Genomic DNA, 24,622 nt, shown 5'->3' with positions numbered 1-24,622 from the left:
CCCTTCGCGTCAGCGGCCGGGCTGCGGGTTCGCGGACGCCGAGCCGACCCACGGCCACGAGATCGTGCCGGCCAGCGCGTCGAGCGACTCGTCCGAGCGTGTCTGGTGCCCCAGGCAAGAGTCGAACTTGCGACCTTTCGCTTAGGAGGCGGCTGCTCTATCCACTGAGCTACTGGGGCGGTGCCGCGCAACGGCGGCGGGCAGCATGATGCCACGACGGCGCGCCACGCCGCCCATCAGTGCGAGGGCAGGGAGCCGCTGAGGCGCTCGTGACGTGCGGCGCTCGCGGGGTTGAGGCCGACGATCTCGACCGTCTTGCCCTTGCGGTGGTACTTCGTGGTGATGGCGTCGAGGGCGGCGACGGTGGAGGCGTCCCACACGTGGGAGGCCGACAGGTCGATGACCACGTGCTCGGGGTCCTCGGCGTACTCGAACTGGGTGTAGAGGTCGTTGCTGGAGGCGAAGAACAGCTCGCCGGTGACCCGGTAGACAGCCGAGGTGGTGCCGTCATGGTGCGTGACGACCTCTCGGTGCGTCTCGGTGAGGTGCGCAACCCGTCGCGCGAACAGGGTCATCGCGACCAGCACGCCGACGCCGACGCCGATGGCGAGGTTGTGGCTGAGGACGGTGACGACGACGGTGGCGACCATGACGGTCGTCTCGGACTTGGGCATCCGGCGCAGCGTGGCCGGCCGGACGGAGTGCCAGTCGAAGGTGCCGACCGAGACCATGATCATCACCGCGACCAGCGCCGCCATCGGGATGAGGGCGACGACTTCGCCGAACCCGACGACGAGGACCAGCAGGAACACGCCGGCGAGGAACGTGGAGATCCGGGTGCGGGCCCCGGAGACCTTCACGTTGATCATCGTCTGACCGATCATCGCGCAGCCGCCCATGCCGCCGAAGAACCCGGTGACGAGGTTGGCAGCGCCCTGGCCCCAGGCTTCGCGGGTCTTGTCGGAGTGGGTGTCGGTGATGTCGTCGACCAGCTTGGCGGTCAGCAGCGACTCCAGCAGGCCGACCAGCGCCATCGCGAGCGCGTACGGGGCGATGATCTGCAGCGTGTCGAGGGTGAACGGCACGTCGGGGAAGAACAGCGACGGGAGGCTCTCGGGCAGCTCGCCCTCGTCGCCGACGTCGGGCACGTCGAGCGCCGCCACGAGGGTGAAGGCGGTCAGGGCGACGATAGCGACCAAGGGCGCCGGGACGACGTTCGTGACGCGGGGCAGGGCGACGATGACGGCGATGCCGGCGGCGACCATCGGGTAGACCGGCCACGGCACGTCGACCAGGTGGGGCACCTGCGCGAGGAAGATGAGGATCGCGAGCGCGTTGACGAACCCGACCATCACCTGACGGGGGATGAACCGCATCAGCCGGGCCACGCCCAGCAACCCCAGGGCGACCTGGATCACGCCGCCGAGCAGGACGGTGGCGATGAGGTGGTCCATCCCGTGCTCGCGCATGACGGGCGCGATGACCAGGGCGATGGCACCGGTCGCGGCCGAGATCATCGCCGGGCGGCCGCCGAGGAAGGCGATGGACACGGCCATGGTGAACGACGCGAACAGGCCGACGCGCGGGTCGACACCGGCGATGATCGAGAACGAGATCGCCTCGGGGATGAGCGCGAGGGCGACGACGAGGCCGGCGAGCACCTCGGTGCGCAGCATCCGCGGCGAGCGGAGGGCGGCGCGGACGGACGGCTCGGTGGTGGCGGCGACCATAGGGTCCAGAGCGGCAGGCACGTGGCCCAACCCTACCCTTACGTAAGGGTAGAGTTGGCATCCGCACGACGTCAGGAGGCAGCCATGGGCGAGGCACCCGGCGGTCCCGTCATGCACATCGGCGAGGTCGCCGCCCGCACCGAGCTCTCGCTGCGCAGCCTGCGGCACTGGGAGGAGGTCGGGCTCCTCCAGCCGTCCGGACGCACCGAAGGCGGGTTCCGCCTCTACACCGACTCCGACGTGGACAAGATCCTGGTGATTCGCCGGATGAAGCCCCTGGGGTTCAGCCTCGACGAGATGAAGGCCGTGATGTCCGACCTCGAGGTGCTCGACGACCCGGACCTGGCGGACACCGAGCGCGCGGCGGCGCGGCAGCGGCTGGCGGACATCGAGGACGACGCGGCGCAGCGACGCGACCGACTCGTCCGTCAGCTCGAGATGGCCGACGAGTTCATCGGGCTGCTCGCCGCACGACGTGCCTGACGCGTCCCGGCGTACGCACGCCGCGACGTCATTCGGCGCCGGTGGAGTCGGATTCTTGCCGGAGTGAAGTAGGTTCGGTCCGTTGAGCCGAGTCCGCCCCCCTGTCGAAGGTGAGTCCCGTGTCCGATGAGTCGCGCCCGGATGCGGCCGCTGGCGCGCCCAAGCGCAAGGGGAAGGCGCCCCGCAAGCACACCGTCGGCCGCGTCATCCTCATCAGCGCGGTGGTGCTCGCCCTGATCACCGGTCTCGGCACCGTGTACCTGATCCGCCACCTCAACGGCAACATCGACGGAGTCTCGCTCGACGCGCTCGGCGACCGTCCCGAGGAGGTCTACAAGGGCAACGGCGAGCCGCTCGACATCCTCGTGATGGGGTCCGACTCCCGCGACTGCGAGGGCTGCGGAATCGATCAGGAGGGCGGCGGCGGTTCGGACACCACGATCCTGGTGCACCTCTCGGCCGATCGCAGCAGGGCGTACGCCGTCTCGATCCCGCGCGACTCCATCGTTGAGCGCCCCGAGGACGGTTGCGACGCTCCTGCAGCGACTGACGTGATGTGGAACGCCGCCTACGGCCTCGGTGGCCCGGTGTGCACCCTCGCCCAGGTGGAGCACAACACCGGCATCAGGGTCGAGCACTTCGTGGTGGTGGACTTCGCGAGCTTCGGCGACATGGTCGACGCCGTCGGCGGGGTGCCGGTCTGCGTGCCCGAGGACATCGTCGACAGGGAGCACCAGATCTTCGTGCCGAAGGGCGACCCGTCCGTCCTCGATGGCGACGAGGCGCTCGACTACGTGCGCGCCCGCTACGTCGGTGAGGTGATCCAGCAGAACGACATCTCCCGGATCCGCCGCCAGCAGGAGTTCATCGGCGCGCTCGTGCGCGAGGTGATGTCAGCCGGGACGCTCACCCGGCTCGACAGGGTCGTGCGGTTCCTCGACGCCGCGACCGAGTCCCTGACCACCGATGAGGAGTTCGCCTCGGTCACCCGACTGGGCAAGGTCGCCATGCAGCTGCAGGGCATCGGCCTCGACAAGATCCGGTTCGTCACGTTGCCGACCGAGTACTACGACCGCGAGTCCGAGTTCTGGGGCAAGGTCTACTGGACCGAGGACGCCACCCGGATCTGGGAGCTCCTCCAGCAGGACAAGGAGCTCCCGGCCAAGCTGATCGGTGGCACCTCCGTCAGCGCCGAGGGGCCTCCGGGCGCCTCGACGACCGAGACGCCGAGCGCGGGGGAGAGCGAGACGCCCGGCACCGAGACCTCGGAGACCGCCTCGGAGACCCCCGTGACCCCTCCCGACACCGAGTCGGAGACCGCCACCGAGAGCCCCACCGACGCACCCAGCACCACGCCGAGCGCCCCGGTGACGACGGAGCCCGAGCCGGTCCCGGGCATCTGCGCATGAGCCCCGTGGCGGGCGGCTCCGACCACGCCGGGACCGACCCGGAGTGGCAGCGTCGGCGGCGTCTCGCCTCGGTCTTCGGCGACGCGACGCCCGAGCAGACCAGCGACGACCGTGACCCGCGCGAGGACACCTCGGGCAAGGGTGACGACTGGTACCGCGAGCAGGTGCCGCCGCACCACGGCTGACCGCCGCGACCGGAGCACCCGCTCAGACGTCGCCGTTGCGCGCCTTGAGCAGATCGCGGATCTCCTCGAGCAGAGCCACGTCGGCCGGGGTGCCGGGCGTCTCGGTGGGGAAGTAGCGGTCCTTGGCCTTGGTGTAGGGCAGCACCACGAAGAAGTAGATGACCGCCGCCAGGATCAGGAAGGCGACGAGCGAGGTGAGGAACGGGCCGACCTCGATGCCGCCGGGAGCGTAGTCGTCGAAGTTGGGCTGCGCACCGCCCGTGGCCCGGGCGATGGCGGAGAGCAGCATGCCGGTGAAGGTCGTGACGACCGCGGCGAACGCCGTGCCCATGATGACTGCCACGGCGAGCTCGACGAGGTTGCCGCGGAGGATGAAGTTCTTGAAACCGCTCATGGTCAGCTCCTGGTGAGGTCGGGGCCGGACGTGCAGACGGACCCCGTCACGCTAGCGGCTCCACGACACCGTCAGGAACTGCGTCAACGCGGCTCCGGCGAGGTCCATCGCTTCGGGGGCGCTGGTCCCGACGACGACCAGCGCGCCGCCCTGCGCGCCCGTCGGTCCGTCGCCGACACCGCTCGGCGTCGCGAGGACCGTGACGTCGCGAGCCACCACCGTCGAGGTGCCCGTCCCCGGGTCGGTGGCGAGCAGGTCCACCTCGTCGCCCGGTCGCAGCAGCGTCGCCATGCCCGCGTCGGGCAGCCGCACCGGCAGGACCGTCTCGTGAGGCTCGGCGCGGGCCAGCCCGGGACCCACGACCCGCACGTCGGTGACCACCTCGCCGCTGGCGATCGGGCCGGCGAGCACCCGGCCGGCGGCGGAGGTCGCCGCGCCGGGCGGGGCGAGGTCGGCGGGGTACGCCCGCAGCGCGAGGTCGTCGTCGCCCAGGACGGTGCCCGACGGGAGGTCGCGGGTGGCGACGAGGACGTCGGTCGTCTCCGCCGGTGGCGGCGCGAGCGTCCGCAGCGCGCTGAGCGTGGCGAGCGCTGCGAGGGTCGCGGCGATCAGCCGGCGGCGGCGCCGCAGCTGGTGGCGTACGGCGCGCAGCCTGCGCCGCATCGGTGGGAGTCCCGGGAGCATCCTCCGACGCTAGAGGCGTACGGCGTGCCCGCGCTCGGCCTCTCCACAGGGCGGCGGGCGCTCAGTCGGACGACGAGGCGGTCGAGGAGGCCGAGGACGTCGCCGCGCTCGACGCGGCCTTGGTCGAGCCACTGCCGGACGAGGCGTCGGAGGACCCGGACGAGGACCCGGACGAGGATCCGGACCCATCGGAGCCGGACGACCCCGAGCGGCTGTCGGTGCGGTAGAACCCCGAGCCCTTGAAGACGACGCCGACGGCGTTGAACAGCTTGCGCAGCCGGCCCTGGCACTCCGGGCACGTGGTCAGCGCGTCCTCGCTGAAGCTCTGGAACTGCTCGAAGGCGTGACCGCACTCCGTGCAGGCGTACTGGTAGGTGGGCATGTGTGGTCCTCGAGGTGATCCGACGTGGTGCCGGGCCGGCCGGCGCGACGCGCTGGCACTCAAGCCCTTCGACTGCCAATGGTACGGCACTATGGTCGACGCGATGAGCGAGCAGCCGGTCACACCCGCGCACACCCCCGCCGCCGAGGACGCCCCCGCCCGGCGCGGAGGCTGGTGGCACACCTTCCGACGTGCCCCCCGGGGCGTGCGCTGGGCCGCGTGGACGGCGCTGGTCCTGGTGCTCGTGCTGCTCGTCCTGGCCGCGGCGGCCGTCGTCGTCGTACGTCGTCCGCTGCCGCAGACCGACGGCGAGGTGGAGGTGCCGGGGCTGAGCGCGTCCGTCGAGGTGCTGCGTGACGACCACGGCATCCCGCAGGTCTACGCCGACACCGACGCCGACCTGATGTTCGCCCAGGGCTACGTGCACGCGCAGGAGCGGTTCTTCGAGATGGACGTCCGGCGCCACATCACGGCCGGCCGGCTCTCGGAGATCTTCGGCGAGGACACGCTCGAGACCGACCGGTTCATCCGGACGATGGGCTGGCGGCGGGTCGCGGAGCAGGAGCTGGCCCTGCTCCAGCCCGCGACCCGCGACGCGCTGACGTCGTACGCCGAGGGGGTCAACGCCTACATCGGCGAGCGCAGCCCCTCCCAGCTCGCTGCGGAGTACAGCGTCCTGGGCCTGACCGGGCTCGACTACACCCCCGAGGAGTGGCAGCCGGTCGACTCGCTGGCGTGGCTCAAGGCGATGGCCTGGGACCTGCGCGGCAACATGGACGCCGAGGTCGACCGGGTGCTGCTCTCGCTCGACCACACGCCGGAGGAGATCGCCGCGCTGTGGCCGGCCTATCCCTACGACGACCACCCGCCGATCGTGTCCGGCGGCGGCGTGGTGGACGGCGTCTTCGAGCAGAACGCGACCGGCAACGCCACCCGCAACCCGCGCCGGCCCGCGTACCCGCCCGCGGTCGTGGACGCCCTCGAGCGCGTGCAGGAGAGCCTCGACGCGATGCCGTCGCTGGTGGGCAAGGGACGCGGCATCGGCAGCAACTCGTGGGTCGTCGACGGGGAGCACAGCGCGACCGGCATGCCGCTGCTGGCCAACGACCCGCACCTGGGCATCAGCCAGCCCGGCATCTGGATGCAGATGGGACTGCACTGCCGCGAGCAGAGCGCCGAGTGCACCCTCGACACCTCCGGCTTCACGTTCTCCGGCGTGCCCGGCGTGATCATCGGGCACAACGCCGACATCGCGTGGGGGTTCACCAACCTCGGCCCGGACGTGAGCGACCTGTTCCTCGAGCAGACCGACGGCGACGACCGCTACGTCCGCGACGGCCGCTCGGAGCCGATGGAGGTCCGCACCGAGACGATCCGGGTGCGCGGCGGCGACGACGTCGAGCTGCGGGTCCGCGAGACCGTGCACGGACCCCTGATCAGCGACGTGTCGTCGGAGTTCGCGACGGTCGGCGCCAACGCCCCGACCGACGAGCCCGGCGAGCGGGGCAGCGGCTACGCCGTGGCGCTGGCGTGGACCGCGCTCGACCCCGCTCCCACCGCCGACGCCATCCTCGGCCTCAACCGGGCCTCGGACTGGGACGAGTTCCGGGCGGCCGCGGCCGACTTCGCCGTACCGGCGCAGAACCTCGTCTACGCCGACCGCGAGGGCCACATCGGCTACCAGGCACCCGGCCGCATCCCCATCCGCCGCGCCGGCAACGACGGCACGATGCCCGTCGAGGGCTGGGTCAGCGCCAACGACTGGACGGGCGACTACATCCCCTTCGACGGGCTGCCGAGCGTGCTCGACCCGGAGGAGGGCTTCCTCGCGACCGCCAACCAGGCGGTGGTCGGGGAGGACTACCCCTACCTCCTCACCCGCGACTGGGACTACGGCTTCCGCTCCACCCGGATCCGCGAGGCGCTGCAGGCCGAGGGCGAGCTGTCGGTGCAGGAGATGCTCGACGTACAGCTCGACTCGACCAACCCGATGGCCGAGACGCTCGTGCCCTACCTCCTCGACATCCGGGACCTGCCGTCCCCCTACTACCGCAACGCCCAGAACCTGCTGCGCGGCTGGGACTTCACCCAGCCGGTCGACAGCGCGCCGGCGGCGTACTTCAACGTCGTCTGGCGCACCCTGCTCGAGCTGACCTTCCACGACGACCTGCGCCGCCGCACCTGGCCCGACGGCGGCGACCGCTGGTTCCTGGTGGTCAGCCGGATGCTGACCGAGCCGGCCGGCCCGTGGTGGGACGACTCGACGACCGACGAGGTGGAGACCCGCGACGACATCCTGCGCGCCGCGATGATCGCCGCGCGCGACGAGATGACCCGGCGCCAGGCCCGCGACCCGCGGCTGTGGACCTGGGGCCACCTGCACCGGATGCACCTCCACAGCTCGACGCTCGGGGAGTCCGGGATCGCGCCCGTGGAGCGGCTGTTCAACCGGGACGGCTGGCAGGTCGGCGGCGGCTCGGCGATCGTGGACGCCACCTCGTGGAACGCCGTCGACGGCTACGAGGTCACCGCCGCCCCCTCGATGCGCATGGTGGTCTCCCTGGCCGACTTCGACGAGTCGCGGTGGATCAACCTCACCGGCGTCTCCGGGCACCCCGCGTCCGCGCACTACTCCGACCAGACCGAGCTCTACGTCGAGGGCGACACGCTGCCCTGGGCCTGGACCCGCGGCGCGGTCGAGGCCGCGGCCGAGGATCGGCTGGTGCTGACGCCCGCCTCCGGCTGAGGCGCTGCTGACGGCCCGTGAGGAATCCCCGGCCGGCCGGGGATCCCTCAGGTTGTCGGCGCTTGCAACCCCTGACAACCTCAGGAAGAGCCTGCCAGCCGGGGATCACAAAAACCGCGCAACCCCACCCCCGGTCAGGGCGAAGCCGACCCGTACGTCGTGCGGCTCGGTCGGCACGGCCAGGCCGACCTCGTCGTCGTAGAGCAGCACCGCCACCGGCGTCCCGGCCGGCACCCGCGCCAGCGCGCGGTCGTACGACCCCCCGCCGCGGCCGAGGCGCTCGCCGACGGGGGAGGCGGCGAGGCCCGGGACCAGGACCACGTCGGCAGTCCGGACCGCCTCCACGCCGAGCCGCTCGCCGACCGGCTCGAGCAACCCGCGCGCGGCGGGAGCCAGGCTCGCCGGGCCCGCGTACGCCGCCCAGTCGAGGTCGTCGTCGGGGCGCAGCACCGGCACGATGACCCGCTTGCTGTGGGCCACGAGCGCGTCGAGGAGCAGGCCGGTGCCGGGCTCGCTGCCCACCGAGACGTAGGCGGCGACGGTGGCCGCGTCGCGGACCGGCGCCCAGCCGAGCGCGACGTCGGTGACCGCCTCGGCGAAGGACGCCGCGGCCTCCAGCGGTCGCCGCCTGCGGGCGGCCAGCACCTGGTCGCGCAGGGCCGTCTTGGCCGTCGACCTGTCCCCGCCCCATGACGCGTCCACGTGGGCAGCCTACGATCGAACCATGGCAAGCAAGGGCACCGCCAAGGGCAACGCCAAGGGTCTCGAGCTGGCGCGCGAGAAGATGCGGCAGGCCGGGGTGGACGAGGTCGCGATCGACACGTTCGCGCACTACTACCGGCTCCTCGAGCACGGCGAGACCGGCATGATCGCCGAGGACACCATCGAGCCGCTCGACATGGAGGCGCTCGCCGACGTGGAGGTCCCCGACGAGACCGCTGCCGCGGCGATCCGGGAGACGGCCGTGATCAAGCTGAACGGCGGCCTCGGCACCTCGATGGGCATGGAGCGCGCCAAGTCGCTGCTGTGCGTGCGCCGCGGGCTGAGCTTCCTCGACATCATCGCCCGGCAGGTGCTGCACCTGCGCAAGCAGTACGACGCGACGCTGCCGCTGATGTTCATGAACTCCTTCCGGACCTCCGCCGACACCATGGCGGCCCTCGCCCGCTACGACGAGCTCCCCGTCGAGGGCCTGCCCCTGGAGTTCCTCCAGAACAAGGAGCCCAAGCTCCTCGCCGCCGACCTGATGCCGGCCTCCTACCCGAAGGCTCCCGATCTCGAGTGGTGCCCGCCCGGCCACGGCGACATCTACACCGCCCTGCGCGGCACCGGCCTGCTGCAGCGGCTCCTCGACGCCGGCTACCGCTACGTCTTCGTCTCCAACTCCGACAACCTGGGCGCGGTGCCCGACGCGCGGGTCGCGGGCTGGTTCGCGACGAGCGGGGCGCCGTTCGCGATCGAGGCGGTGCGGCGTACGCCGTCGGACCGCAAGGGCGGCCACTTCGCTCGGCGCAAGGAGGACGGCCGGATCGTGCTGCGCGAGTCGGCCCAGACCCTCGAGGCCGACAAGGAGGCGCTCGCCGACCTCGACCGGCACCAGTTCACCTCCACCAACAACCTGTGGTTCGACGTGCAGGCGATGGTCGAGGCGCTCGACGCGCGCAGCGGCATCCTCGGGCTGCCGCTGATCCGCAACGTGAAGCACCTCGACCCCAGCGACCCCTCCACCCCGGAGGTGATCCAGATCGAGACCGCCATGGGTGCGGCGATCGAGGTGTTCGAGGGAGCGCGCACCATCGAGGTCGGCCGCGACCGGTTCGTGCCGGTCAAGACCACCGACGACCTGCTCGTGCTCCGCTCCGACGTCTACGACCTGCGCCGGGACTTCGTGCTCGACCAGGCCGGAGAGCAGGTGCCGTACGTCTCGCTCGACGCCGAGTTCTACAAGCTGGTCGGCGACTTCGACAAGCGCTTCCCCGAGGGCGCGCCGTCGCTGCGCGAGGCCGACTCGTTCACCGTGCAGGGCGACTGGACCTTCGGCCCCGGGGTGAAGGTCCGCGGGGAGGTCGCTCTCGCCGCCAAGGCGGCCAAGCGCGTCGAGGGCGGCGCCGTGCTCGATGACCAGGAGCGCCAGGGCCACGATGGCTGAGCCGCTGCCGGATCTGCTGCCGGTCGGCGAGCACGTCGAGCGCATCCTCGCCACCATCTCCCCGCTGCCGGCCTTCCCGCAGCCCCTGATGGAGGCGCTGGGCCTGGCCCTGGCCGAGGACGTCGTCGCGCCCATCTCGTTGCCGAGCTTCGACAACTCAGCGATGGACGGCTACGCCGTGCTGGCCGACGACGTCGCCACTGCGAGCGAGGCGGAGCCGGTGACGCTGCCGGTGGTGGGCGAGATCGGTGCCGGGCAGTCCTCGATCCTGGCGCTGTCGCCGGGCACCGCGGTCAAGATCATGACCGGCGCGCCGGTGCCTGCCGGCGCGACCACCGTCGTCCCCTACGAGTGGACCGACCGCGGGGTCGCGACCGTGCGCATCAGCCGTGCCGCGCGGCCCGGCCAGCACATCCGGCCGACCGGCGACGACATCACCGAGGGCGACATGCTGCTCGAGGAGGGCACGGTCCTCGGCCCGCGCCACCTGGGCATGCTGGCCGCCGTGGGACGCGCGACGGTCCGCACCCGCCCGCGACCCCGGGTCGTGGTGATCTCGACCGGCTCCGAGCTCCGCGACCCGGGCACCCCGCTGGGCCGCGACTCGATCTACGACGGCAACTCCTACCTCCTCGCCGCCGCCGCCCGGGCCGCGGGCGCGATCGCCTACCGGGTCGGCATCGTCCCCGACGAGGCGCACGCCTTCACCGAAGCGCTGAGCGACCAGCTGGTGCGCGCCGACCTCGTCGTGACCAGCGGGGGAGTGAGCGAGGGGGACTTCGACGTGGTGAAGGAGTCGCTGTCGAGCCACGGCACGATGTGGTTCGGCGGCGTCGGCATGCAGCCCGGCAAGCCGCAGGGCTTCGGCACGATCGGCGAGGACGCCACGCCGGTCTTCACCCTGCCGGGCAACCCGGTCTCCTCCTACGTCTCCTTCGAGATGTTCGTCCTGCCGGCCATCCGCCGGATGATGGGCAAGGCTCCCTACGTCCGTCCCACGGCCCGCGCCCGGCTCACCCACGGCCTGTCCTCGCCGGCCGGCAAGGTGCAGCTCGTCCGCGGCCTGCACGAGACCGACCGCGGGGGCACGTTCGTCTCGCCGGTCGGCGGTCCCGGCTCGCACCTGATCGGCGACCTCGCCACGGCCAACTGCCTGATCGAGGTGCCGGCCGACGTCACCGCCGTCCAGGCCGGCGAGATGGTCGCGATCCGCAAGCTCGACGAGGAGTTCTGATGGCACCGCCCGAGCAGGAGCGCCTCACGCACGTCGACGAGTCCGGCGCCGCCCGGATGGTCGACGTGGGCGACAAGCCCGTCACGACGCGTACGGCGTCCGCGTCCGGCCGCGTCCTCGTGAGCCGCACCGTGGTCGACCTGCTCCGCGGCGAGGGCGTGCCGAAGGGCGACGCGCTCGCCGTGGCCCGCGTCGCGGGGATCATGGGGGCCAAGCAGACCCCGATGCTCGTCCCGCTGTGCCATCCGCTGTCGATCTCCGGCGTCAGCGTCGACCTGGTCGTCACCGACGAGTCGGTGGACATCACCGCGACCGTGCGCACCACGGACCGCACGGGCGTCGAGATGGAGGCGCTGACCGCCGTCTCGGTCGCCGCGCTCACCGTCGTCGACATGGTCAAGGCCGTCGACAAGGGCGCCGTCATCACCGACGTCCGGGTCGAGACCAAGACCGGGGGCCGGTCCGGCTCGTGGAGCCGATGAGGCAGTGGAGCCGATGAGCCTGCGCGCCGCCGTCGTGGTCGCCTCCAACCGCGCCGCCGCGGGGGTGTACGCCGACGAGACGGGCCCGCTGATCGCGCGGTGGCTGCGCGAGCAGGGGTTCGACTGCGGCGACGCGGTGGTCGTGCCGGACGGCGATGCCGTGCGCGAGGCGATCGCCGCCGCCATCGAGGCCGGCGCCCGCGTCGTGCTCACGACCGGGGGCACGGGACTGACCCCCACCGACCGCACGCCGGAGGCGACCGCGCCGCTCCTCGATCGTGAGGTGCCCGGCATCGCCGAGGCCGTGCGCGCCGCCGGCGTCGCGCAGGGTGTGCCGACGGCGATGCTCTCGCGCGGGCTGGCCGGGATCGCCGGCGAGTGCCTGGTCGTCAATCTCCCCGGCTCGCGCGGCGGGGTGAAGGACGGGCTGGGCGTCCTGGCGCCGGTGCTGCGCCACGCGGTGGAGCAGGTCGTGGGGAGCGACCACTGAGCGCGCCCGGCTGGCCCGCGCGGCTGGAGTCGCAGGGGGTGGTGGTGCGGTCGCTGCGCAGGTCGGACGCCGAGGAGTGGCGCGCGGTCCGGGCCCGCAACCACGACTGGCTGCGTCCGTGGGACGCGACGATCCCTCCCGGCGCCGCCCCGCGCCCCTCGTCGTACCGGGTCGTGACGCGCTCGCTGCTGCACCAGGCCAAGCAGGGGCAGTGCCTGCCGTTCGTGATCGAGGTCGACGGCAAGTTCGCCGGCCAGGTCACCGTCAGCAACGTGGCCCGCGGCTCCGCGCAGTGGGCCTCGATCGGCTACTGGGTGGCCGCCGAGGTGGCCGGCCGCGGCGTGGCGCCGCGCGCGGTGGCCATGGTCATCGACCACTGCCTGGGGCCGGTGGGCCTGCACCGGGTGGAGATCTGCGTACGCCCGGAGAACACCAACTCGCTGCGCGTGGTCGAGAAGCTCGGCCTGCACCAGGTCGGCTACGCCCCGCACTTCCTGCACATCGACGGCGCCTGGCGCGACCACCGGATCTTCGCGGTGACCGTCGAGGAGGCAGCCGGCGGCATCACCGCGCGGCTCTCGACACACCAGTCACACCAGTAGTCCTGCGACACACCACCTGACATCCGCCCCGCCCCCGCTCCCCGCTCCTACGCTTCGAACGTGGACCTGAGCGCTCTCATCTTCGTCGCCCTTGCCGTGGCGTGGGCCGTCTACCTGATCCCCAAGGCCCTCAAGCACCACGACGAGGTCGTCCGCAGCCGCTCGGTCGAGAAGTTCTCCCACACCATGCGCGTCCTGGCCCGCCGCGAGCCGGTCGACCGCCGCAACGCGCGCCTCGTCGTCGCTCCCGTTCGCACGTCCCTGCGCCCGCCGGTCGAGACCAAGGCCCATCCGAGCGCCGAGTCCCGCCCGGAGCCTGCCGCCGCGCCCGACACCGTCGTGTCCGTCGCCGCGGCGTCGGTCACCACGACCGTGACCCGCGACGTGACTACGTCCGTCACCGCGAGCCGTACGGCGACGTCGCCCGCCGGCGCCCAGCGCGCTGCGGCCCGCCGAGCCGCGGCCCGCCGCCGCAACGTGCTCGCTCTCGTCCTGCTCGGCAACGTGGTCGTGCTCGGGCTGGCCGTTGCGTCGGTCGTCGCGTGGCCCTGGACGGCCGCGCCCGCCGGCCTCCTCGTCGCCTGGCTGGTCGCCTGCCGCGTCTCGGTCCGCGCAGAGCGTCGCCGACGCACGTCCCGTGCCGCGATCGAGGTCGGCCTGCCGCCGGTCGAGGACGAGGGCGACGACGTGGAGCTGACCGGCGAGCTGCCGGCTGCTCCCGAGGCGCCCGCGGTGCCCGACGAGCCCGAGGAGCACGTGGGTGCCGACGACGTACCGGCCCGCGTGCCGAGCAGCGCGACCCCGGTCGCCGGCGGCTGGGACATGGTGCCCACCACGCTGCCGACGTACGTCGGCAAGCCCGCCGCCCAGCGGCGTACGGTCTCCACGATCGACCTCGACTCCACGGGGGTGTGGTCGAGCGGCCGCAGCGACGAGGACTCCGCTCTCGCCCGCTCCGCCGAGCAGTCCGCGAGGGCGGCACGCGAGAGCGAGGAGACGCGTCGCGCGAGCGGCGCCTGAGCCGATTCGTGGGGCCGCGCGCGGCTCGTGTATCTTGGCGACGCGCCGTGAGGCGCATGGGGCTGTGGCGCAGTTGGTAGCGCGTCTCGTTCGCAATGAGAAGGTCAGGGGTTCGAATCCCCTCAGCTCCACCAGCACGACAGGACCCGCAGGCCGCCTGGTCTGCGGGTCCTTGCATGCACCGCCGCAACGGGCGCGGGACCGACACGGCGGGTTCCGGGCAGGCTCGGATCGAGATCGGCGGCGGGATCGTGCGTTCGCGTGATGGGATGCCCGCATGGCGAAGCGCAAGGAGCGACACGGCGTCTCCGGCAACCCAGCCAGAAGGGCGCACGCGACCGGAGCACCCGCGCCCTCGTCGAGTCGTCGCCGCGCCCCGCAGTCGTACGTCCTGGGTGCCGCGCTCGTCGTCGTGACCGTGTGCGTCCTCTTCGTCTTCAGGCCGGGTGGCGAACGGAGTCCATCACCACCGGCGCAGGACTCGGCCTCCTCGGACGCCCAGGCGTCTCGCCGCGCGCCGGCACAGCTGGAGGCGACGGAGCCACCTCGACGGGCGACGGAGAAGGCGTTCTGCGACGCGTTCGTCGCGATGGTGAAGAGCGAGGGACAGGCCCCCGGCACGCGCGAGACGCGCACCGACCGGCTCGAGCGGCTCGCGAATGACCTGGTCGCCGTGGGCGTCCCGGCGAGCATGTCGTTGCCGGCCAGGACGGGTTACTTCGAGGTCATGTCGGACGTCTACGAGCACATCGGTCTGGAGCTGGCCCCTGAGGCGGTCGGTGCCGCCTCGCTGTCGTTGGAGGGGGCCGAGGCCGCCTTCACGGCGTACCTGGACCAGAACTGCCCCGTCTGACCAGTCCGAGAACGCCGGGGCATGGCATGGGACGGCCCGGGTGCCCTTTGCTCAAGCACCCGGGCCTGGTCACCGCGGCCTCCATGGCGGCTACGGCGACGTGCGCCAGCGGTACCCCTCTCGTCGGGTCCTGAATCGGCGGCGCGCCTGACCGCACGCCGGCCACGTGGTCACGGCGCTACGGTCGTGAGAGTGAGGGAACTCCAGCGCATCCTCGTGGTCAGCACGCAGGCGAGCGCTTCCCACGTCGAGCGTGTGCGGACGGGGCTGTCGCCGGGTGCGAGGGTGCTGACCGCGCCGACGAGCGAGGCGCGGCGCGTGGTCGAGGCACTGGGTCGTACGCCCGTCCCCGACGTCCTGCTCGCTCCCGTGCGGTTCCCCGACGTCGACCGCGGGCACCGCCTCGACGACCTCGTTCGCCGTCATGCGGTGGAGGACCGCTACCGCGACGTGGTCGTGGTCGCGGACCCCGCCACCGTGACGCTGCTGCTGCGGGCCCTCGCCCCCGACCAGCTGCCGGAGTCCGGGCCGGTGACGGAGGTCGGGCTGCCTCGCGCACCCCGGCCGGTGCCCCTTGGCTGGGCGGCCGCCGGTGGCATCGCCCTCGCGCTGGCGACGGGGCTGGCGTCGCCGCTCCTGCCCGTCTGGGTGCTGCCGGGACTCGTCGTCCTCGCGGCGGTCGTCCTGCTGGTCGTGCCCGGGCGCGGTCACTGGGGCCGGGCGCTGCTGGTCGGGACGGGGGTCGCCGTGGTCGTCGCGGTCCTGGCGGTCGCGAGCTCGTCGCGGTTCCCCGGTTCCTGGTGACGAGTCCGGCGAGCGGGGTGCCGCCGCCCGGTCAGCCCCGGCGCGGTCCGAACAGCAGCCCGCGCACCGGAGAGCGGCGTGGCCGGGGAATGGCCGGTGCCGGCCACCAGTCGAGACTGGCGTAGCCGGCCCGGTTGAACCCCTCGCGGTAGACGAAGTTGTCGCCGCAGGCGCAGACCCATCGCTCGCCCACCTCGTGGTGCTCCTCGGGTGACGGTGCGCCCGCGGTCTCCAGGCAGATGTGGATCAGCGTCGAGTCCATGTGCAGCCCTCCCGTGCCTCGCCCGAACGACTCGGGTGCCGCCATCGTGGGCGGCGGGGACGGCGAAAGCCATGGGGGACCGCGGAACTTCGAGCGGTCTTGACGCAACCTCGAACGTTCGTGCCGAGTTGCCCCGCAGCGCTCGGTATCCGCGGGCGCCGGCGACGCCCGGGTTGCGATCCCCGGCGAGCCGGGGAAACCCGAGGTTCCGGTGCGAAGTTTCGGGGGTGAGGCTCGAGTTTGAGCGGCTAGCCGGGGATCGCAACAGCCGCCCCCCCGACGGTCAGATCCAGCGCTGGAACCAGATCCGCGCGTCCCACTCGGACTTCGTCAGCAGGACGTCGGTCCACACCGGCCAGAACCAGGCGAAGGCGACCAGGGCGAGCACGGTGTAGCTCCCCGCGACGACCACGCCGAACGTACGCCGCGGCGTCGGCACGTCCGAGGTGCCGATCAGGTGCCCGGCGGCCAGGGCGATCGACAGCACCATGAACGGCAGGCACGCGATCGCGTAGAAGAAGAAGATCGGGCGGTCGTCGTAGAGGAACCACGGCAGCCAGGTGCTGGCCAGGCCTGTCACGGCGACGCCGTGGCGCCAGTCGCGAGCGCCGATCCACAGCAGCAGCGAGGCGACCATGGCCAGGCAGCCGCCCCACCAGATGACGGGGTTGCCGATCAGCAGGATCTGCCGGATGCAGGTCGACCCGCTGGGCGCGTCACAGCCCTGCGAGCCGGGCTGGATGTCGGTCTGGGCATCGACCCCCACGGGGCGGCCCATCACCAGCCAGGTGGAGGGCCGCGAGGCGTAGACGTGCGTCGAGTCGTCGAGGAAGTGGCTGTGGAACGTGTAGACGTCCTGGTGGTACGACCACAGCGACCGCAGCGACTGGGTCACCTCGCCGAGGCCGTCGGCGTCGGGCTCGCTCGCGGTCGGCCACGGCTCGCCGCCGCCGTACGTCGTGTACTGGGTGTTGCTGAACGCCTGCTCGTAGGCGTCGGCGTGGAGGAGCCAGCCGGTCCACGAGGCGACGTACGTCACCAGCGCGACGCCGACCAGCGCCAGGAACGCCGGTACGCCGTCGAGGAACACCGAGCGGAGCAGTGGCCGGCGCTGGCCGAACGCGCGACGCGCGCCCGCGCTCCACAGCCAGGCGAGGAGGCCGAAGACCGCGAGGGTGTAGATCGCCGACCACTTCGTGCCGCAAGCCAGGCCGAACGCCACCCCGCCGGCCGGCAGCCACGGCCGCCACAGCACCCGGGTCGCGCCCGCCGCGAGCCGGTCGCGCAGCCACTGCCGGTCGGCGACGACGCAGTGCACCCCGCACAGCAGGAAGAAGGCGAGGAAGATGTCGAGCAGCGCGAGTCGCGACAGCACCAGCTGGAGTCCGTCGATCGAGAGCAGCAGGCCGGCGAGCAGCCCGAGCACGGTCGAGCCGGTGACGCGGCGCACGAAGCGGCACATCAGCAGCACCATGAGGGCGCCGACCACGGCCGATGCCGTACGCCAGCCAGCCGGGTCCATCCCGAAGACCTCGATGCCGGCGGCGATCAGCCACTTGCCCACCTCGGGGTGGACGATCATGGACGGACCGTCCTGCCACAGGCCTGTGACGTCCCCGTTGAGGATGGTCTTGTCCGCGTCCTCGACGTAGCTGCGGACGTAGCCGAAGTTCAGCAGCGACCAGGCGTCCTTGGCGTAGTAGGTCTCGTCGAACGAGAACTGGTGCGGCGTGCCGAGGTGCCACCGGCGCAGGAAGAAGGCCAGGGCCGTCAGGCACAGTGCCCCGACCCAGCCGAGGAGGGGCGACTCCGACCGCCAGGGCGCCCGGTTGCGCTCCTCGGCCGTCGGGGTCACGACGCGAACTCTAGCGAGCGACTCCTGCCAGCCCTTGACGTGACGCCCGACACATCCGAGACTCGGGTCACGATTCAGGAATGCGAACCGCGTTCGACATGTCGCTCCGAGAGGTCCTCGCGCCCGTGATCCAGCCTCCTCGCCGCCCGGGCACGCCGCCGCGCGACGTCCCGCGACGCGGGCTCGCGCGGCTGCAGGCCGCGCTCCTCGCCCTCGTCCTGGGCGCCTCCGTCGTGGCTGTCGCCGTCCTAGGTGGCGCGGTCGCGGCGACGGGCACCGCCGCTGCCGAGCACGCCCGCACCTGGGTGGTCGACGCGGTCGACGACGACCGGGGCACCCGGTGGGAGTCGGTGGACACCGGCGACAGCACGGTCACCATCGGCGTCGGCGACACGGTCGAGTGGCAGTTCGACCGTGCCCAGCAGGGCCACGACCTGACCTCGCTCGACGACGGCACCGACTGGTCGCCGCCGCTGCGCGAGGCGCGCAACGCAGGCGGCGAGCCGGTCCGGCGCACCTTCGACGAGCCGGGCACCTACTTCTACTACTGCGCCATGCACGGCACGGTGATGACGGGCGTCGTCGTCGTCACCGACGGCGGGGACAACCAGCAGCCCACCGCCGCCCCGGTGGTCACGCCCACCAGCGGCGACGCCCCTCTCGTGGTGCACGCGACCGCCAACGCGTCCGATCCCGACGGCGACCCGGTGGCGGTGAGCTGGGACTTCGGCACCGGTGCGGCTGCGACGTACGCCGACCACGCGATGTTCGAGTACACCACCCCCGGCACCTACGTCGCCCGGCTCCGCGTCACGGACGGACGCGGTGGGCTCCACGAGCAGGAGTTCCCGATCACCGTCACCGGGCAGCCCGCGCCACCGACGGGTCCGGAGCCGCCGACGGCGGACGGGGCGCTGCCGGCGGTCGACGCGAGCGCCGCAGCGGGCCCGGGCCTGGGCGTCTCGTTCGCCACGCAGGTGACGACGACCGGCACCCTGCGCCCGTTCGCCGACGCGCAGCCCCGCGACGCGGACCTGTCCGGGACCGCGGTCCTGGTGCGACGGCGTGGACAGACCTACACCTCGCTCGTCGTCACCGGGGCCCGGCCGCTCGCGGCCCACCCGGTGCACGTCCACGAGCGGCCCTGCGCGGTCTCCGACGGCGGCGCGCACTTCCGCTTCGACACCACCCGGCCCTTCGCGGAGGTCAACGAGATCTGGCCGGCCTTCACCGCCGACGCCGCCGGCTCGAGCGGCCTGGTCGAGGTGACCAAGCCGCAGCGGGCCGGACCCCTGGCCGTCTCCGTGGTCGTGCACGACCCGGACAACGCCGCGCGGCGCATCGGGTGCGCCGACCTGGGTCCCGGCACCGCCGACCTGACCTACGCCTGGGACTTCGGCGACGGCTCGACCGCGACGGGCCCCGACCCCGATCACACCTACGCTCGCCCCGGCACCTACACCGCCACGGTCACCGTCGCCCGCGGCTCCGGCGCGCACGCCGGGCACCTGTCGGTGAGCGACACGGTGCAGGTGACCGTCGGCGGCGGCGCAGCGCCGGTCGCTCCGCCGGTCGCCCCGCCGCCGGCCGACACCACCGGCCCGCGCATCTCCCGCGTCGCCCCGCGCCGCACCGTCCGCGACGTGACACCCACCGTCACGGCCCGGCTGCGTGACGGCGACTCCGGCGTCCGAGCGAGGTCGATCGTGCTCCGGGTCGACGGCCGGCGGATGTCCGGGGTGACGTACGCCGCCGGCCGGGGGCTGGTGCGCTGGACCCCGCGGCGGCGACTGACGCCCGGACGGCACGTCGTACGGCTGGTCGCCCGCGACACGGCGGGCAACCGCTCGACCGAGACGTGGCGGTTCCGCATCCGCCGCTGACGCCCGGCTCCGGGCGGCCTGCGATGATCGACCCATGGCTGGCGTCCTGGTCCTCGCGGGCACCCCGATCGGCCAGGCCGGCGACGCCCCGCCGCGACTGGCCGCCGAGCTCGCCGGCGCCGACGTGGTCGCCGCCGAGGACACCCGTCGCCTCAAGCGCCTCTGCGCCGACCTCGGCGTCACCCTCGCCGGCCGGGTGGTGTCCTACTTCGAGGGCAACGAGCAGGCGCGCACCCCCGCCCTGCTGGAGGCGCTCCTCGCCGGCGACCGGGTCGTGCTGGTCACCGACGCTGGGATGCCCAGCGTGTCCGACCCCGGCTACCGGCTCGTGGCCGCGGCGGTCGCGCACGACGTACGCGTCACGGCCGTGCCCGGCCCCAGCGCCGTGCTGACCGCGCTCGCGGTGAGCGGGCTGCCCGTCGACCGGTTCTGCTTCGAGGGGTTCCTGCCCCGGAAGGCCGGCGAGCGCGACCGGCGCCTCGCCGCGCTGGCCGCCGAGGAGCGCACGATGGTGTTCTTCGAGGCGCCGCACCGCGCCGAGGCCGCCCTCGCCGCGATGGCGGAGGCCTGGGGCGAGGACCGATCGGCCGCCGTGTGCCGCGAGCTCACCAAGACCCACGAGGAGGTCCGGCGCGGGCCCCTGGCCGAGCTCGCCGCGTGGGCTGCCGAGGGCGTCCGCGGCGAGGTCACCATCGTCGTCGAGGGCTCGAGCGGCGCGCCTGCGGTCGCCACCGACCCCGGCTCGCTGCGGACCGCCGTCGCCGAGCTCGAGGCCACCGGGTCCACGCGCAAGGAGGCGATCGCCGAGGTCGCCCGTCGCGCCGGCCTGCCCAAGCGGGAGGTGTACGACGTTGTCCACCGCTGAGCCGGCAGGCGCCGGTCCCACGCGCAGCCGCGCCGCCACCCAGGAGACGTCGGGTGCGCGGCGTGACCGGCAACGGCCGCCGGCCCCCGAGCCGCTGCCGCACCCGGTCGTCGACAACCACTGCCACCTCGACATCGCAGACGGCGACTGGATCTCCATCGACGACGCCGTCGCCGCCGCTGCAGCCGTGGGGGTGCCGCGCATCGTGCAGATCGGCTGCGACCTGCCCGGCGCCCGGTGGGCGGTGGCCGCCGCAGCCGAGCACGCGGCGCTGGTCGCCGGCGTCGCGCTGCACCCCAACGAGGCGCCCGTGCTCGCGGCGGCGGGGCGGCTCGAGGACGCGCTCGCCGAGATCGAGCGGCTGGCCGGCGCGCACGACAAGGTGCGCGCGGTGGGCGAGACGGGCCTCGACAGGTTCCGCACCGGCGAGGAGGGTCGCGCCGCGCAGGAGGAGAGCTTCCGGCGCCACATCGACCTGGCCAAGCGGCTCGACAAGACCCTGGTCATCCACGACCGCGACGCGCACGACGACGTGCTGCGGGTGCTCGACGAGGAGGGCGCCCCGCAGCGCTGGGTGATGCACTGCTTCTCCGGCGACGACGCCTTCGCCCGCCAGTGCCTCGACCGCGGCGCCCACCTGAGCTTCGCCGGGACCGTGACGTTCAAGAACGCCGCCTCGCTGCGCAACGCCCTCGCCGTGACGCCGCGCGACCGGATCCTGGTCGAGACCGACGCGCCGTTCCTGACCCCCACGCCCTACCGCGGCCGGCCGAACGCCTCCTACCTCGTGCCCCTCACCGTGCGCGCCATGGCCGAGGTGCTGCACGCCGACCTGGAGGAGCTGTGCCGGGCCATCGACGCCAACACCGAGGCGGCCTTCGGGGGACCCTGGTAGGGAGCGCGGCCGCTCTCCGGCTGGGGTCGCGTGAGCGGTGTCTCGCACGAATTCCGGCGTTCGAGTTTGCGACGGGGGCCTGTCTCGTTATCGTCTTGTGATGTTGGCCGGGATCGGGAGCGATGCCGGCAGCACACGAGGACCGGATCGGGCCGGTCCTGCGAGACCCCCGCTCGCACGTCGTACGGCTCCGCAGCTCGCTCGTGGCCGCCGCGCGCCTGGGACCGGGGAGTGCTGCCCACCCGAGGCCTGGAGAAGAACGACGTTCGGAGAATCGTGCGCTCTCGTCTCGCGCAGCTCAGCAAGTCCAAGACCGTCCTGGCGAGCCTCGCCGCAGTGGTGGTCGCCGCCGTCGCAGGTACGACGGCCGGCTACGCCGCCCTCACCAAGGACGTGACCCTCACCCTCGACGGCAGCACCACCCAGGTGAGCGCCATCGGCGGCACCGTCGGTGACGTGCTCGCCGCCGAGGGGGTCGAGCTCACCGACAAGGACCTCGTCGCCCCCGGCGTCGAGGAGCCGATCAGCGACGGCACCGCCATCGCGGTGCAGTTCGGGCGGCCGCTCGAGCTGTCCGTCGACGGCGAGAGCCGCACCTACTGGGTCAACTCGACCGACGTCGCGAGCGCGCTCGGCGAGATCGGCCGCCGCTTCGACGGCGCCGACCTGTCCGCCAGCCGCAGCTCGTCGATCGGCCGGCGCGGCCTCGCGCTCGAGGTGGTCACGCCGAAGGTGCTGCGCGTCAAGGTGGGCGCCCGGGAGGTGCAGCGACACAAGGTCACCGCGGTGACCGTCGCCGACGTGCTCGAGTCGATGGACGTCGAGCTCGGCAAGCGCGACGTCGTCGAGCCGCCGCTGCGCACCGAGATCACCGACGGCGACAAGGTGGTGGTCACCGACATCCGCGTCGCGACCCGCAAGGTCCGGCGCGAGGTCATCGACGCGGGCCTCATCGAGCGCGAGGACCCCTCGATGTACGAGGGCGAGGAGGAGGTCGTCCGCTCGGGCCGGGACGGCGTCCGCGCGGTGACGTACCGCCTGCGCTTCGTCAACGGCGAGCTGGTCACCCGCCGCGTGGTCCGCTCCGACGTGCGCGTCGAGGCGGTGCCGACGATCGTCAAGGTCGGCACCAAGGAGGAGCCCACCGCCGACTTCTCCACCGGCAGCACCGTGTGGGACGCGCTGGCACGCTGCGAGTCCGGCGGCAACTGGGCGATCAACACCGGCAACGGCTACTACGGCGGACTCCAGTTCAGCCTCTCCACCTGGCGTGCCTACGGCGGTGCGGGCTATCCGCACCAGGCCTCGCGCGAGACGCAGATCGCCGTGGCCACCAAGCTCCGCGACGCGACCGGCGGCTACGGCTCCTGGCCGGGCTGCGCCGCCAAGCTGGGACTGCCCCGCTGACTAGGCTGGACCCATGATCGAGAACCCGGCCGGCCCGAGGCTCCTCGGGCCGGCCGAGGTGCGCCGGCTCGCCGCCGAGCTCGACCTGCGCCCCACCAAGCAGCGCGGCCAGAACTTCGTCATCGACGCCAACACGGTCCGCCGGATCGTGCGCGAGTCGGGCGTCACCGGCGAGGACGTGGTCGTCGAGGTCGGCCCCGGCCTGGGGTCGCTGACGCTGGCCCTGCTCGAGGTCGCCCGCCGGGTGATCGCGATCGAGGTCGACCCGCTGCTCGCCGAGCGGCTGCCCGCCACGGTCGCGGCGTACGCCCCGGCGCAGGCGGACCGCTTCGAGGTCGTGCTGGCCGACGCGATGCGCGTCGAGTCGGTGCCGGGCCCGCCGCCCACCGCCCTGGTCGCCAACCTCCCCTACAACGTGTCCGTGCCGGTGCTCATCCACCTGCTGACGCTGCTGCCGTCCCTCGAGCGCGGCCTGGTCATGGTGCAGGCCGAGGTGGCCGACCGGCTCGCCGCGCGCCCGGGATCGAAGACCTACGGTGTGCCGAGCGTGAAGGCGGCCTGGTTCGCCGACGTCCGGCGAGCGGGTGCGATCGGGCGCAACGTGTTCTGGCCGGCCCCCAACGTCGACTCGGGCCTGGTCGCCTGGACCCGGCGCGAGCCGCCGGTGACCACCGCGAGCCGCGCGGAGGTGTTCGCGGTGGTCGACGCCGCCTTCGCCCAGCGGCGCAAGCAGGTGCGGGCCGCGCTGCGCGGGCTCGCCGGCTCCGCCGAGGCCGCCACCGCAGCGCTGGAGTCGGCGGGGGTCGATCCGACGGCGCGCGGCGAGGTGCTCGCGGTGGAGGACTTCGCCCGCATCGCCGAGGGCCTGGCCGCGGTGGGAGCCCGATGAGCATCACGGTCCGCGCGGCCGCGAAGATCAACCTCCACCTCGGCGTCGGCCGCGCCCGCGACGACGGGTTCCACCCGCTCGACACGGTCTACCAGGCGATCGGGATCCACGACGACCTGACGCTGACGCAGGCCGACCGGCTCTCGCTCACCACCCGGGTGGCTGACCACATCGATCCCGCGGCGGTGCCCGACGGCGCCGACAACATCGTGCTGCGCGCCGCCCGGGCGCTGGCGGCCCACCACGGCGTCACCGCCTCCGGCGCGTTCGAGGTGCGCAAGGACATCCCGGTGGCCGGCGGCATGGCCGGTGGCTCGGCGGACGCGGCGGCCGCCCTCGTGGCCTGCGACCGGCTGTGGGACCTGCACACCTCCGACGACGACCTGCTCGCGCTGGCGGCCGGGCTGGGCAGCGACGTGCCGTTCTCGCTCGTGGGAGGTACGGCGCGCGGCCTCGGCCGCGGCGAGCTGGTCACGCCGGTCGACGACGGCGGTGCTTGGTGGTGGGTCGCGGTCCCGTCGACCGCCGGCTTGTCGACGCCGGACGTCTATCGCCACTTCGACGCCCTGCGGCCCGACGCCCCCGAGGTGCCGGCCTCGGCCGAGCCGGTGCTCGCCGCGCTGGCCAGCCGCGAGCCCGTACGCCTGGCGCGCGCCCTGCACAACGACCTCCAGGAGCCGGCGGTGGACCTGCGTCCCGAGCTCGGCGACCTGATCGACCTCGGGGAGGCCGAGGGGGCGCTGCGCGGCATGGTGAGCGGCTCCGGCCCCACGGTGGTGTTCCTGTGCGACTCCGCCGAGGGCGCACGCGAGACCGCCGGCGCCCTGGCCGGCGCCGGGCACGGCGTCGTGCTCACCGCCACGGGCCCGGTGGCCGGCGCCCACGTGCTGGCCTGACCACCGCGGATGCGTCCCGGCGG

Annotated in this window: 25 protein-coding genes and 2 tRNA genes; 19 read left to right on the top strand and 8 right to left on the bottom strand. The window is 73.2% G+C overall.

The features are described from left to right. Positions 1 to 103 precede the first annotated feature (103 nt). Positions 104 to 179 (bottom strand) — tRNA-Arg (locus J3P41_RS05895). Between the two features lie 57 nt (positions 180 to 236). Further along, positions 237 to 1,676 (bottom strand): SulP family inorganic anion transporter, encoded by a 1,440-nt coding sequence (locus tag J3P41_RS05890; protein ID WP_374192870.1) that lies wholly within the window; start codon positions 1,674 to 1,676, stop codon positions 237 to 239. A gap of 138 nt (positions 1,677 to 1,814) precedes the next feature. Here J3P41_RS05890 and J3P41_RS05885 point away from each other — a divergent pair, with 138 nt between their 5' ends. From J3P41_RS05885 to J3P41_RS05875, 3 genes are all read left to right on the top strand, one after another. Further along, entirely contained in the window at positions 1,815 to 2,213 is a 399-nt protein-coding gene (locus J3P41_RS05885; RefSeq protein WP_210649255.1) for a MerR family transcriptional regulator, read from the top strand. A gap of 119 nt (positions 2,214 to 2,332) precedes the next feature. Next, complete coding sequence (locus tag J3P41_RS05880) at positions 2,333 to 3,622, top strand: LCP family protein (protein WP_210649254.1); 1,290 nt, start codon at positions 2,333 to 2,335, stop codon at positions 3,620 to 3,622. Beyond that, positions 3,619 to 3,807: a hypothetical protein gene (locus tag J3P41_RS05875; protein ID WP_210649253.1), complete on the top strand. Its 189-nt coding sequence runs from the start codon at positions 3,619 to 3,621 to the stop codon at positions 3,805 to 3,807. Before J3P41_RS05880 ends, J3P41_RS05875 begins: the two co-directional genes overlap by 4 nt. Positions 3,808 to 3,829: 22 nt before the next feature. Here the strand turns inward: J3P41_RS05875 and J3P41_RS05870 are convergent, their stop codons facing one another. The 3 genes from J3P41_RS05870 to J3P41_RS05860 all read right to left on the bottom strand — a co-directional run bounded on the left by J3P41_RS05870 (position 3,830) and on the right by J3P41_RS05860 (position 5,267). Further along, complete coding sequence (locus tag J3P41_RS05870; RefSeq protein ID WP_210649252.1) at positions 3,830 to 4,201, bottom strand: MscL family protein; 372 nt, start codon at positions 4,199 to 4,201, stop codon at positions 3,830 to 3,832. A 51-nt stretch (positions 4,202 to 4,252) separates the two neighbouring features. Continuing rightward, a complete protein-coding gene (locus tag J3P41_RS05865) occupies positions 4,253 to 4,885 on the bottom strand; it encodes an SAF domain-containing protein (RefSeq protein ID WP_210649251.1) in 633 nt (210 codons plus the stop codon). Positions 4,886 to 4,946: 61 nt separating this feature from the next. After that, on the bottom strand, positions 4,947 to 5,267 hold the full coding sequence (locus J3P41_RS05860; RefSeq protein ID WP_210649250.1) for an FmdB family zinc ribbon protein: 321 nt from the start codon (positions 5,265 to 5,267) through the stop codon (positions 4,947 to 4,949). A 103-nt stretch (positions 5,268 to 5,370) separates the two neighbouring features. On the opposite strand from J3P41_RS05860, the gene J3P41_RS05855 reads away from it, so the two are divergent. Continuing rightward, a complete protein-coding gene (locus J3P41_RS05855; RefSeq protein WP_210649249.1) occupies positions 5,371 to 8,013 on the top strand; it encodes a penicillin acylase family protein in 2,643 nt (880 codons plus the stop codon). A gap of 105 nt (positions 8,014 to 8,118) precedes the next feature. Here J3P41_RS05855 and J3P41_RS05850 read toward each other — a convergent pair whose 3' ends face one another. Continuing rightward, complete coding sequence (locus J3P41_RS05850) at positions 8,119 to 8,715, bottom strand: 5-formyltetrahydrofolate cyclo-ligase (protein WP_210649248.1); 597 nt, start codon at positions 8,713 to 8,715, stop codon at positions 8,119 to 8,121. Between the two features lie 22 nt (positions 8,716 to 8,737). Between J3P41_RS05850 and J3P41_RS05845 the strand changes: the two genes are divergently transcribed. The 9 genes from J3P41_RS05845 to J3P41_RS05805 all read left to right on the top strand — a co-directional run bounded on the left by J3P41_RS05845 (position 8,738) and on the right by J3P41_RS05805 (position 15,647). After that, positions 8,738 to 10,162 carry a UTP--glucose-1-phosphate uridylyltransferase gene (locus J3P41_RS05845; RefSeq protein ID WP_210649247.1) on the top strand — a complete coding sequence of 475 codons (1,425 nt, stop codon included), beginning with the start codon at positions 8,738 to 8,740 and terminating at the stop codon, positions 10,160 to 10,162. After that, entirely contained in the window at positions 10,155 to 11,396 is a 1,242-nt protein-coding gene (gene glp, locus J3P41_RS05840) for a gephyrin-like molybdotransferase Glp (protein ID WP_210649246.1), read from the top strand. Before J3P41_RS05845 ends, glp begins: the two co-directional genes overlap by 8 nt. Next, complete coding sequence (gene moaC / locus J3P41_RS05835) at positions 11,396 to 11,878, top strand: cyclic pyranopterin monophosphate synthase MoaC (RefSeq protein WP_210649245.1); 483 nt, start codon at positions 11,396 to 11,398, stop codon at positions 11,876 to 11,878. The genes glp and moaC overlap by 1 nt, the downstream gene beginning before the upstream one ends. A 13-nt stretch (positions 11,879 to 11,891) precedes the next feature. Next, the gene (locus tag J3P41_RS05830; protein ID WP_210649244.1) at positions 11,892 to 12,368 is read left to right on the top strand and encodes a molybdenum cofactor biosynthesis protein B; all 477 of its coding nucleotides are present in this window, start codon (positions 11,892 to 11,894) and stop codon (positions 12,366 to 12,368) included. A 44-nt stretch (positions 12,369 to 12,412) separates the two neighbouring features. After that, on the top strand, positions 12,413 to 12,970 hold the full coding sequence (locus tag J3P41_RS05825; protein WP_307861846.1) for a GNAT family protein: 558 nt from the start codon (positions 12,413 to 12,415) through the stop codon (positions 12,968 to 12,970). A gap of 60 nt (positions 12,971 to 13,030) precedes the next feature. Beyond that, positions 13,031 to 13,990: a hypothetical protein gene (locus J3P41_RS05820; RefSeq protein WP_210649243.1), complete on the top strand. Its 960-nt coding sequence runs from the start codon at positions 13,031 to 13,033 to the stop codon at positions 13,988 to 13,990. A 58-nt stretch (positions 13,991 to 14,048) separates the two neighbouring features. Further along, positions 14,049 to 14,124 (top strand) — tRNA-Ala (locus J3P41_RS05815). Between the two features lie 143 nt (positions 14,125 to 14,267). Beyond that, entirely contained in the window at positions 14,268 to 14,843 is a 576-nt protein-coding gene (locus tag J3P41_RS05810; protein ID WP_210649242.1) for a hypothetical protein, read from the top strand. Between the two features lie 192 nt (positions 14,844 to 15,035). After that, the gene (locus J3P41_RS05805) at positions 15,036 to 15,647 is read left to right on the top strand and encodes a hypothetical protein (RefSeq protein WP_210649241.1); all 612 of its coding nucleotides are present in this window, start codon (positions 15,036 to 15,038) and stop codon (positions 15,645 to 15,647) included. Positions 15,648 to 15,678: 31 nt separating this feature from the next. Here J3P41_RS05805 and J3P41_RS05800 read toward each other — a convergent pair whose 3' ends face one another. Together J3P41_RS05800 and J3P41_RS05795 are read right to left on the bottom strand one after the other, a co-directional pair. Further along, positions 15,679 to 15,909 carry a hypothetical protein gene (locus tag J3P41_RS05800; RefSeq protein ID WP_210649240.1) on the bottom strand — a complete coding sequence of 77 codons (231 nt, stop codon included), beginning with the start codon at positions 15,907 to 15,909 and terminating at the stop codon, positions 15,679 to 15,681. 283 nt (positions 15,910 to 16,192) lie between these two features. Continuing rightward, positions 16,193 to 17,764: a dolichyl-phosphate-mannose--protein mannosyltransferase gene (locus J3P41_RS05795; protein ID WP_210649239.1), complete on the bottom strand. Its 1,572-nt coding sequence runs from the start codon at positions 17,762 to 17,764 to the stop codon at positions 16,193 to 16,195. Positions 17,765 to 17,844: 80 nt separating this feature from the next. On the opposite strand from J3P41_RS05795, the gene J3P41_RS05790 reads away from it, so the two are divergent. From J3P41_RS05790 to J3P41_RS05765, 6 genes are all read left to right on the top strand, one after another. Continuing rightward, positions 17,845 to 19,647 (top strand): PKD domain-containing protein, encoded by a 1,803-nt coding sequence (locus tag J3P41_RS05790; protein ID WP_210649238.1) that lies wholly within the window; start codon positions 17,845 to 17,847, stop codon positions 19,645 to 19,647. Positions 19,648 to 19,681: 34 nt separating this feature from the next. Further along, complete coding sequence (gene rsmI / locus J3P41_RS05785; protein ID WP_210649237.1) at positions 19,682 to 20,512, top strand: 16S rRNA (cytidine(1402)-2'-O)-methyltransferase; 831 nt, start codon at positions 19,682 to 19,684, stop codon at positions 20,510 to 20,512. Then, positions 20,499 to 21,407 (top strand): TatD family hydrolase, encoded by a 909-nt coding sequence (locus J3P41_RS05780; protein ID WP_210649236.1) that lies wholly within the window; start codon positions 20,499 to 20,501, stop codon positions 21,405 to 21,407. Before rsmI ends, J3P41_RS05780 begins: the two co-directional genes overlap by 14 nt. A gap of 276 nt (positions 21,408 to 21,683) precedes the next feature. Continuing rightward, positions 21,684 to 22,814, top strand: a complete 1,131-nt coding sequence (locus J3P41_RS05775) for a transglycosylase family protein (RefSeq protein WP_307861845.1) — start codon at positions 21,684 to 21,686, stop codon at positions 22,812 to 22,814. A gap of 13 nt (positions 22,815 to 22,827) precedes the next feature. Further along, positions 22,828 to 23,703, top strand: a complete 876-nt coding sequence (gene rsmA / locus J3P41_RS05770) for a 16S rRNA (adenine(1518)-N(6)/adenine(1519)-N(6))-dimethyltransferase RsmA (protein WP_210649235.1) — start codon at positions 22,828 to 22,830, stop codon at positions 23,701 to 23,703. Further along, a complete protein-coding gene (locus J3P41_RS05765) occupies positions 23,700 to 24,599 on the top strand; it encodes a 4-(cytidine 5'-diphospho)-2-C-methyl-D-erythritol kinase (protein ID WP_210649234.1) in 900 nt (299 codons plus the stop codon). Before rsmA ends, J3P41_RS05765 begins: the two co-directional genes overlap by 4 nt. Positions 24,600 to 24,622: the final 23 nt, after the last annotated feature.

The sequence above is a fragment of the Nocardioides sp. SYSU D00065 genome (genome assembly GCF_017916425.1).
Classification (GTDB): Bacteria; Actinomycetota; Actinomycetes; order Propionibacteriales; family Nocardioidaceae; genus Nocardioides.
This window is presented reverse-complemented; position numbering and strand designations above follow the sequence as displayed.

Excerpts from the sequence above, each read along its gene's own strand:
- J3P41_RS05890 (WP_374192870.1), bottom strand. The coding sequence starts at position 1,676 with ATGCTGCGCACCGAGGTGCTCGCCGGCCTCGTCGTCGCCCTCGCGCTC.
- J3P41_RS05885 (WP_210649255.1), top strand. The coding sequence starts at position 1,815 with ATGGGCGAGGCACCCGGCGGTCCCGTCATGCACATCGGCGAGGTCGCC.
- J3P41_RS05875 (WP_210649253.1), top strand. The coding sequence starts at position 3,619 with ATGAGCCCCGTGGCGGGCGGCTCCGACCACGCCGGGACCGACCCGGAG.
- J3P41_RS05870 (WP_210649252.1), bottom strand. The coding sequence starts at position 4,201 with ATGAGCGGTTTCAAGAACTTCATCCTCCGCGGCAACCTCGTCGAGCTC.
- J3P41_RS05865 (WP_210649251.1), bottom strand. The coding sequence starts at position 4,885 with ATGCTCCCGGGACTCCCACCGATGCGGCGCAGGCTGCGCGCCGTACGC.
- J3P41_RS05860 (WP_210649250.1), bottom strand. The coding sequence starts at position 5,267 with ATGCCCACCTACCAGTACGCCTGCACGGAGTGCGGTCACGCCTTCGAG.
- J3P41_RS05855 (WP_210649249.1), top strand. The coding sequence starts at position 5,371 with ATGAGCGAGCAGCCGGTCACACCCGCGCACACCCCCGCCGCCGAGGAC.
- J3P41_RS05845 (WP_210649247.1), top strand. The coding sequence starts at position 8,738 with ATGGCAAGCAAGGGCACCGCCAAGGGCAACGCCAAGGGTCTCGAGCTG.
- glp (WP_210649246.1), top strand. The coding sequence starts at position 10,155 with ATGGCTGAGCCGCTGCCGGATCTGCTGCCGGTCGGCGAGCACGTCGAG.
- moaC (WP_210649245.1), top strand. The coding sequence starts at position 11,396 with ATGGCACCGCCCGAGCAGGAGCGCCTCACGCACGTCGACGAGTCCGGC.
- J3P41_RS05830 (WP_210649244.1), top strand. The coding sequence starts at position 11,892 with ATGAGCCTGCGCGCCGCCGTCGTGGTCGCCTCCAACCGCGCCGCCGCG.
- J3P41_RS05810 (WP_210649242.1), top strand. The coding sequence starts at position 14,268 with ATGGCGAAGCGCAAGGAGCGACACGGCGTCTCCGGCAACCCAGCCAGA.
- J3P41_RS05800 (WP_210649240.1), bottom strand. The coding sequence starts at position 15,909 with ATGGACTCGACGCTGATCCACATCTGCCTGGAGACCGCGGGCGCACCG.
- J3P41_RS05790 (WP_210649238.1), top strand. The coding sequence starts at position 17,845 with ATGCGAACCGCGTTCGACATGTCGCTCCGAGAGGTCCTCGCGCCCGTG.
- rsmI (WP_210649237.1), top strand. The coding sequence starts at position 19,682 with ATGGCTGGCGTCCTGGTCCTCGCGGGCACCCCGATCGGCCAGGCCGGC.
- rsmA (WP_210649235.1), top strand. The coding sequence starts at position 22,828 with ATGATCGAGAACCCGGCCGGCCCGAGGCTCCTCGGGCCGGCCGAGGTG.
- J3P41_RS05765 (WP_210649234.1), top strand. The coding sequence starts at position 23,700 with ATGAGCATCACGGTCCGCGCGGCCGCGAAGATCAACCTCCACCTCGGC.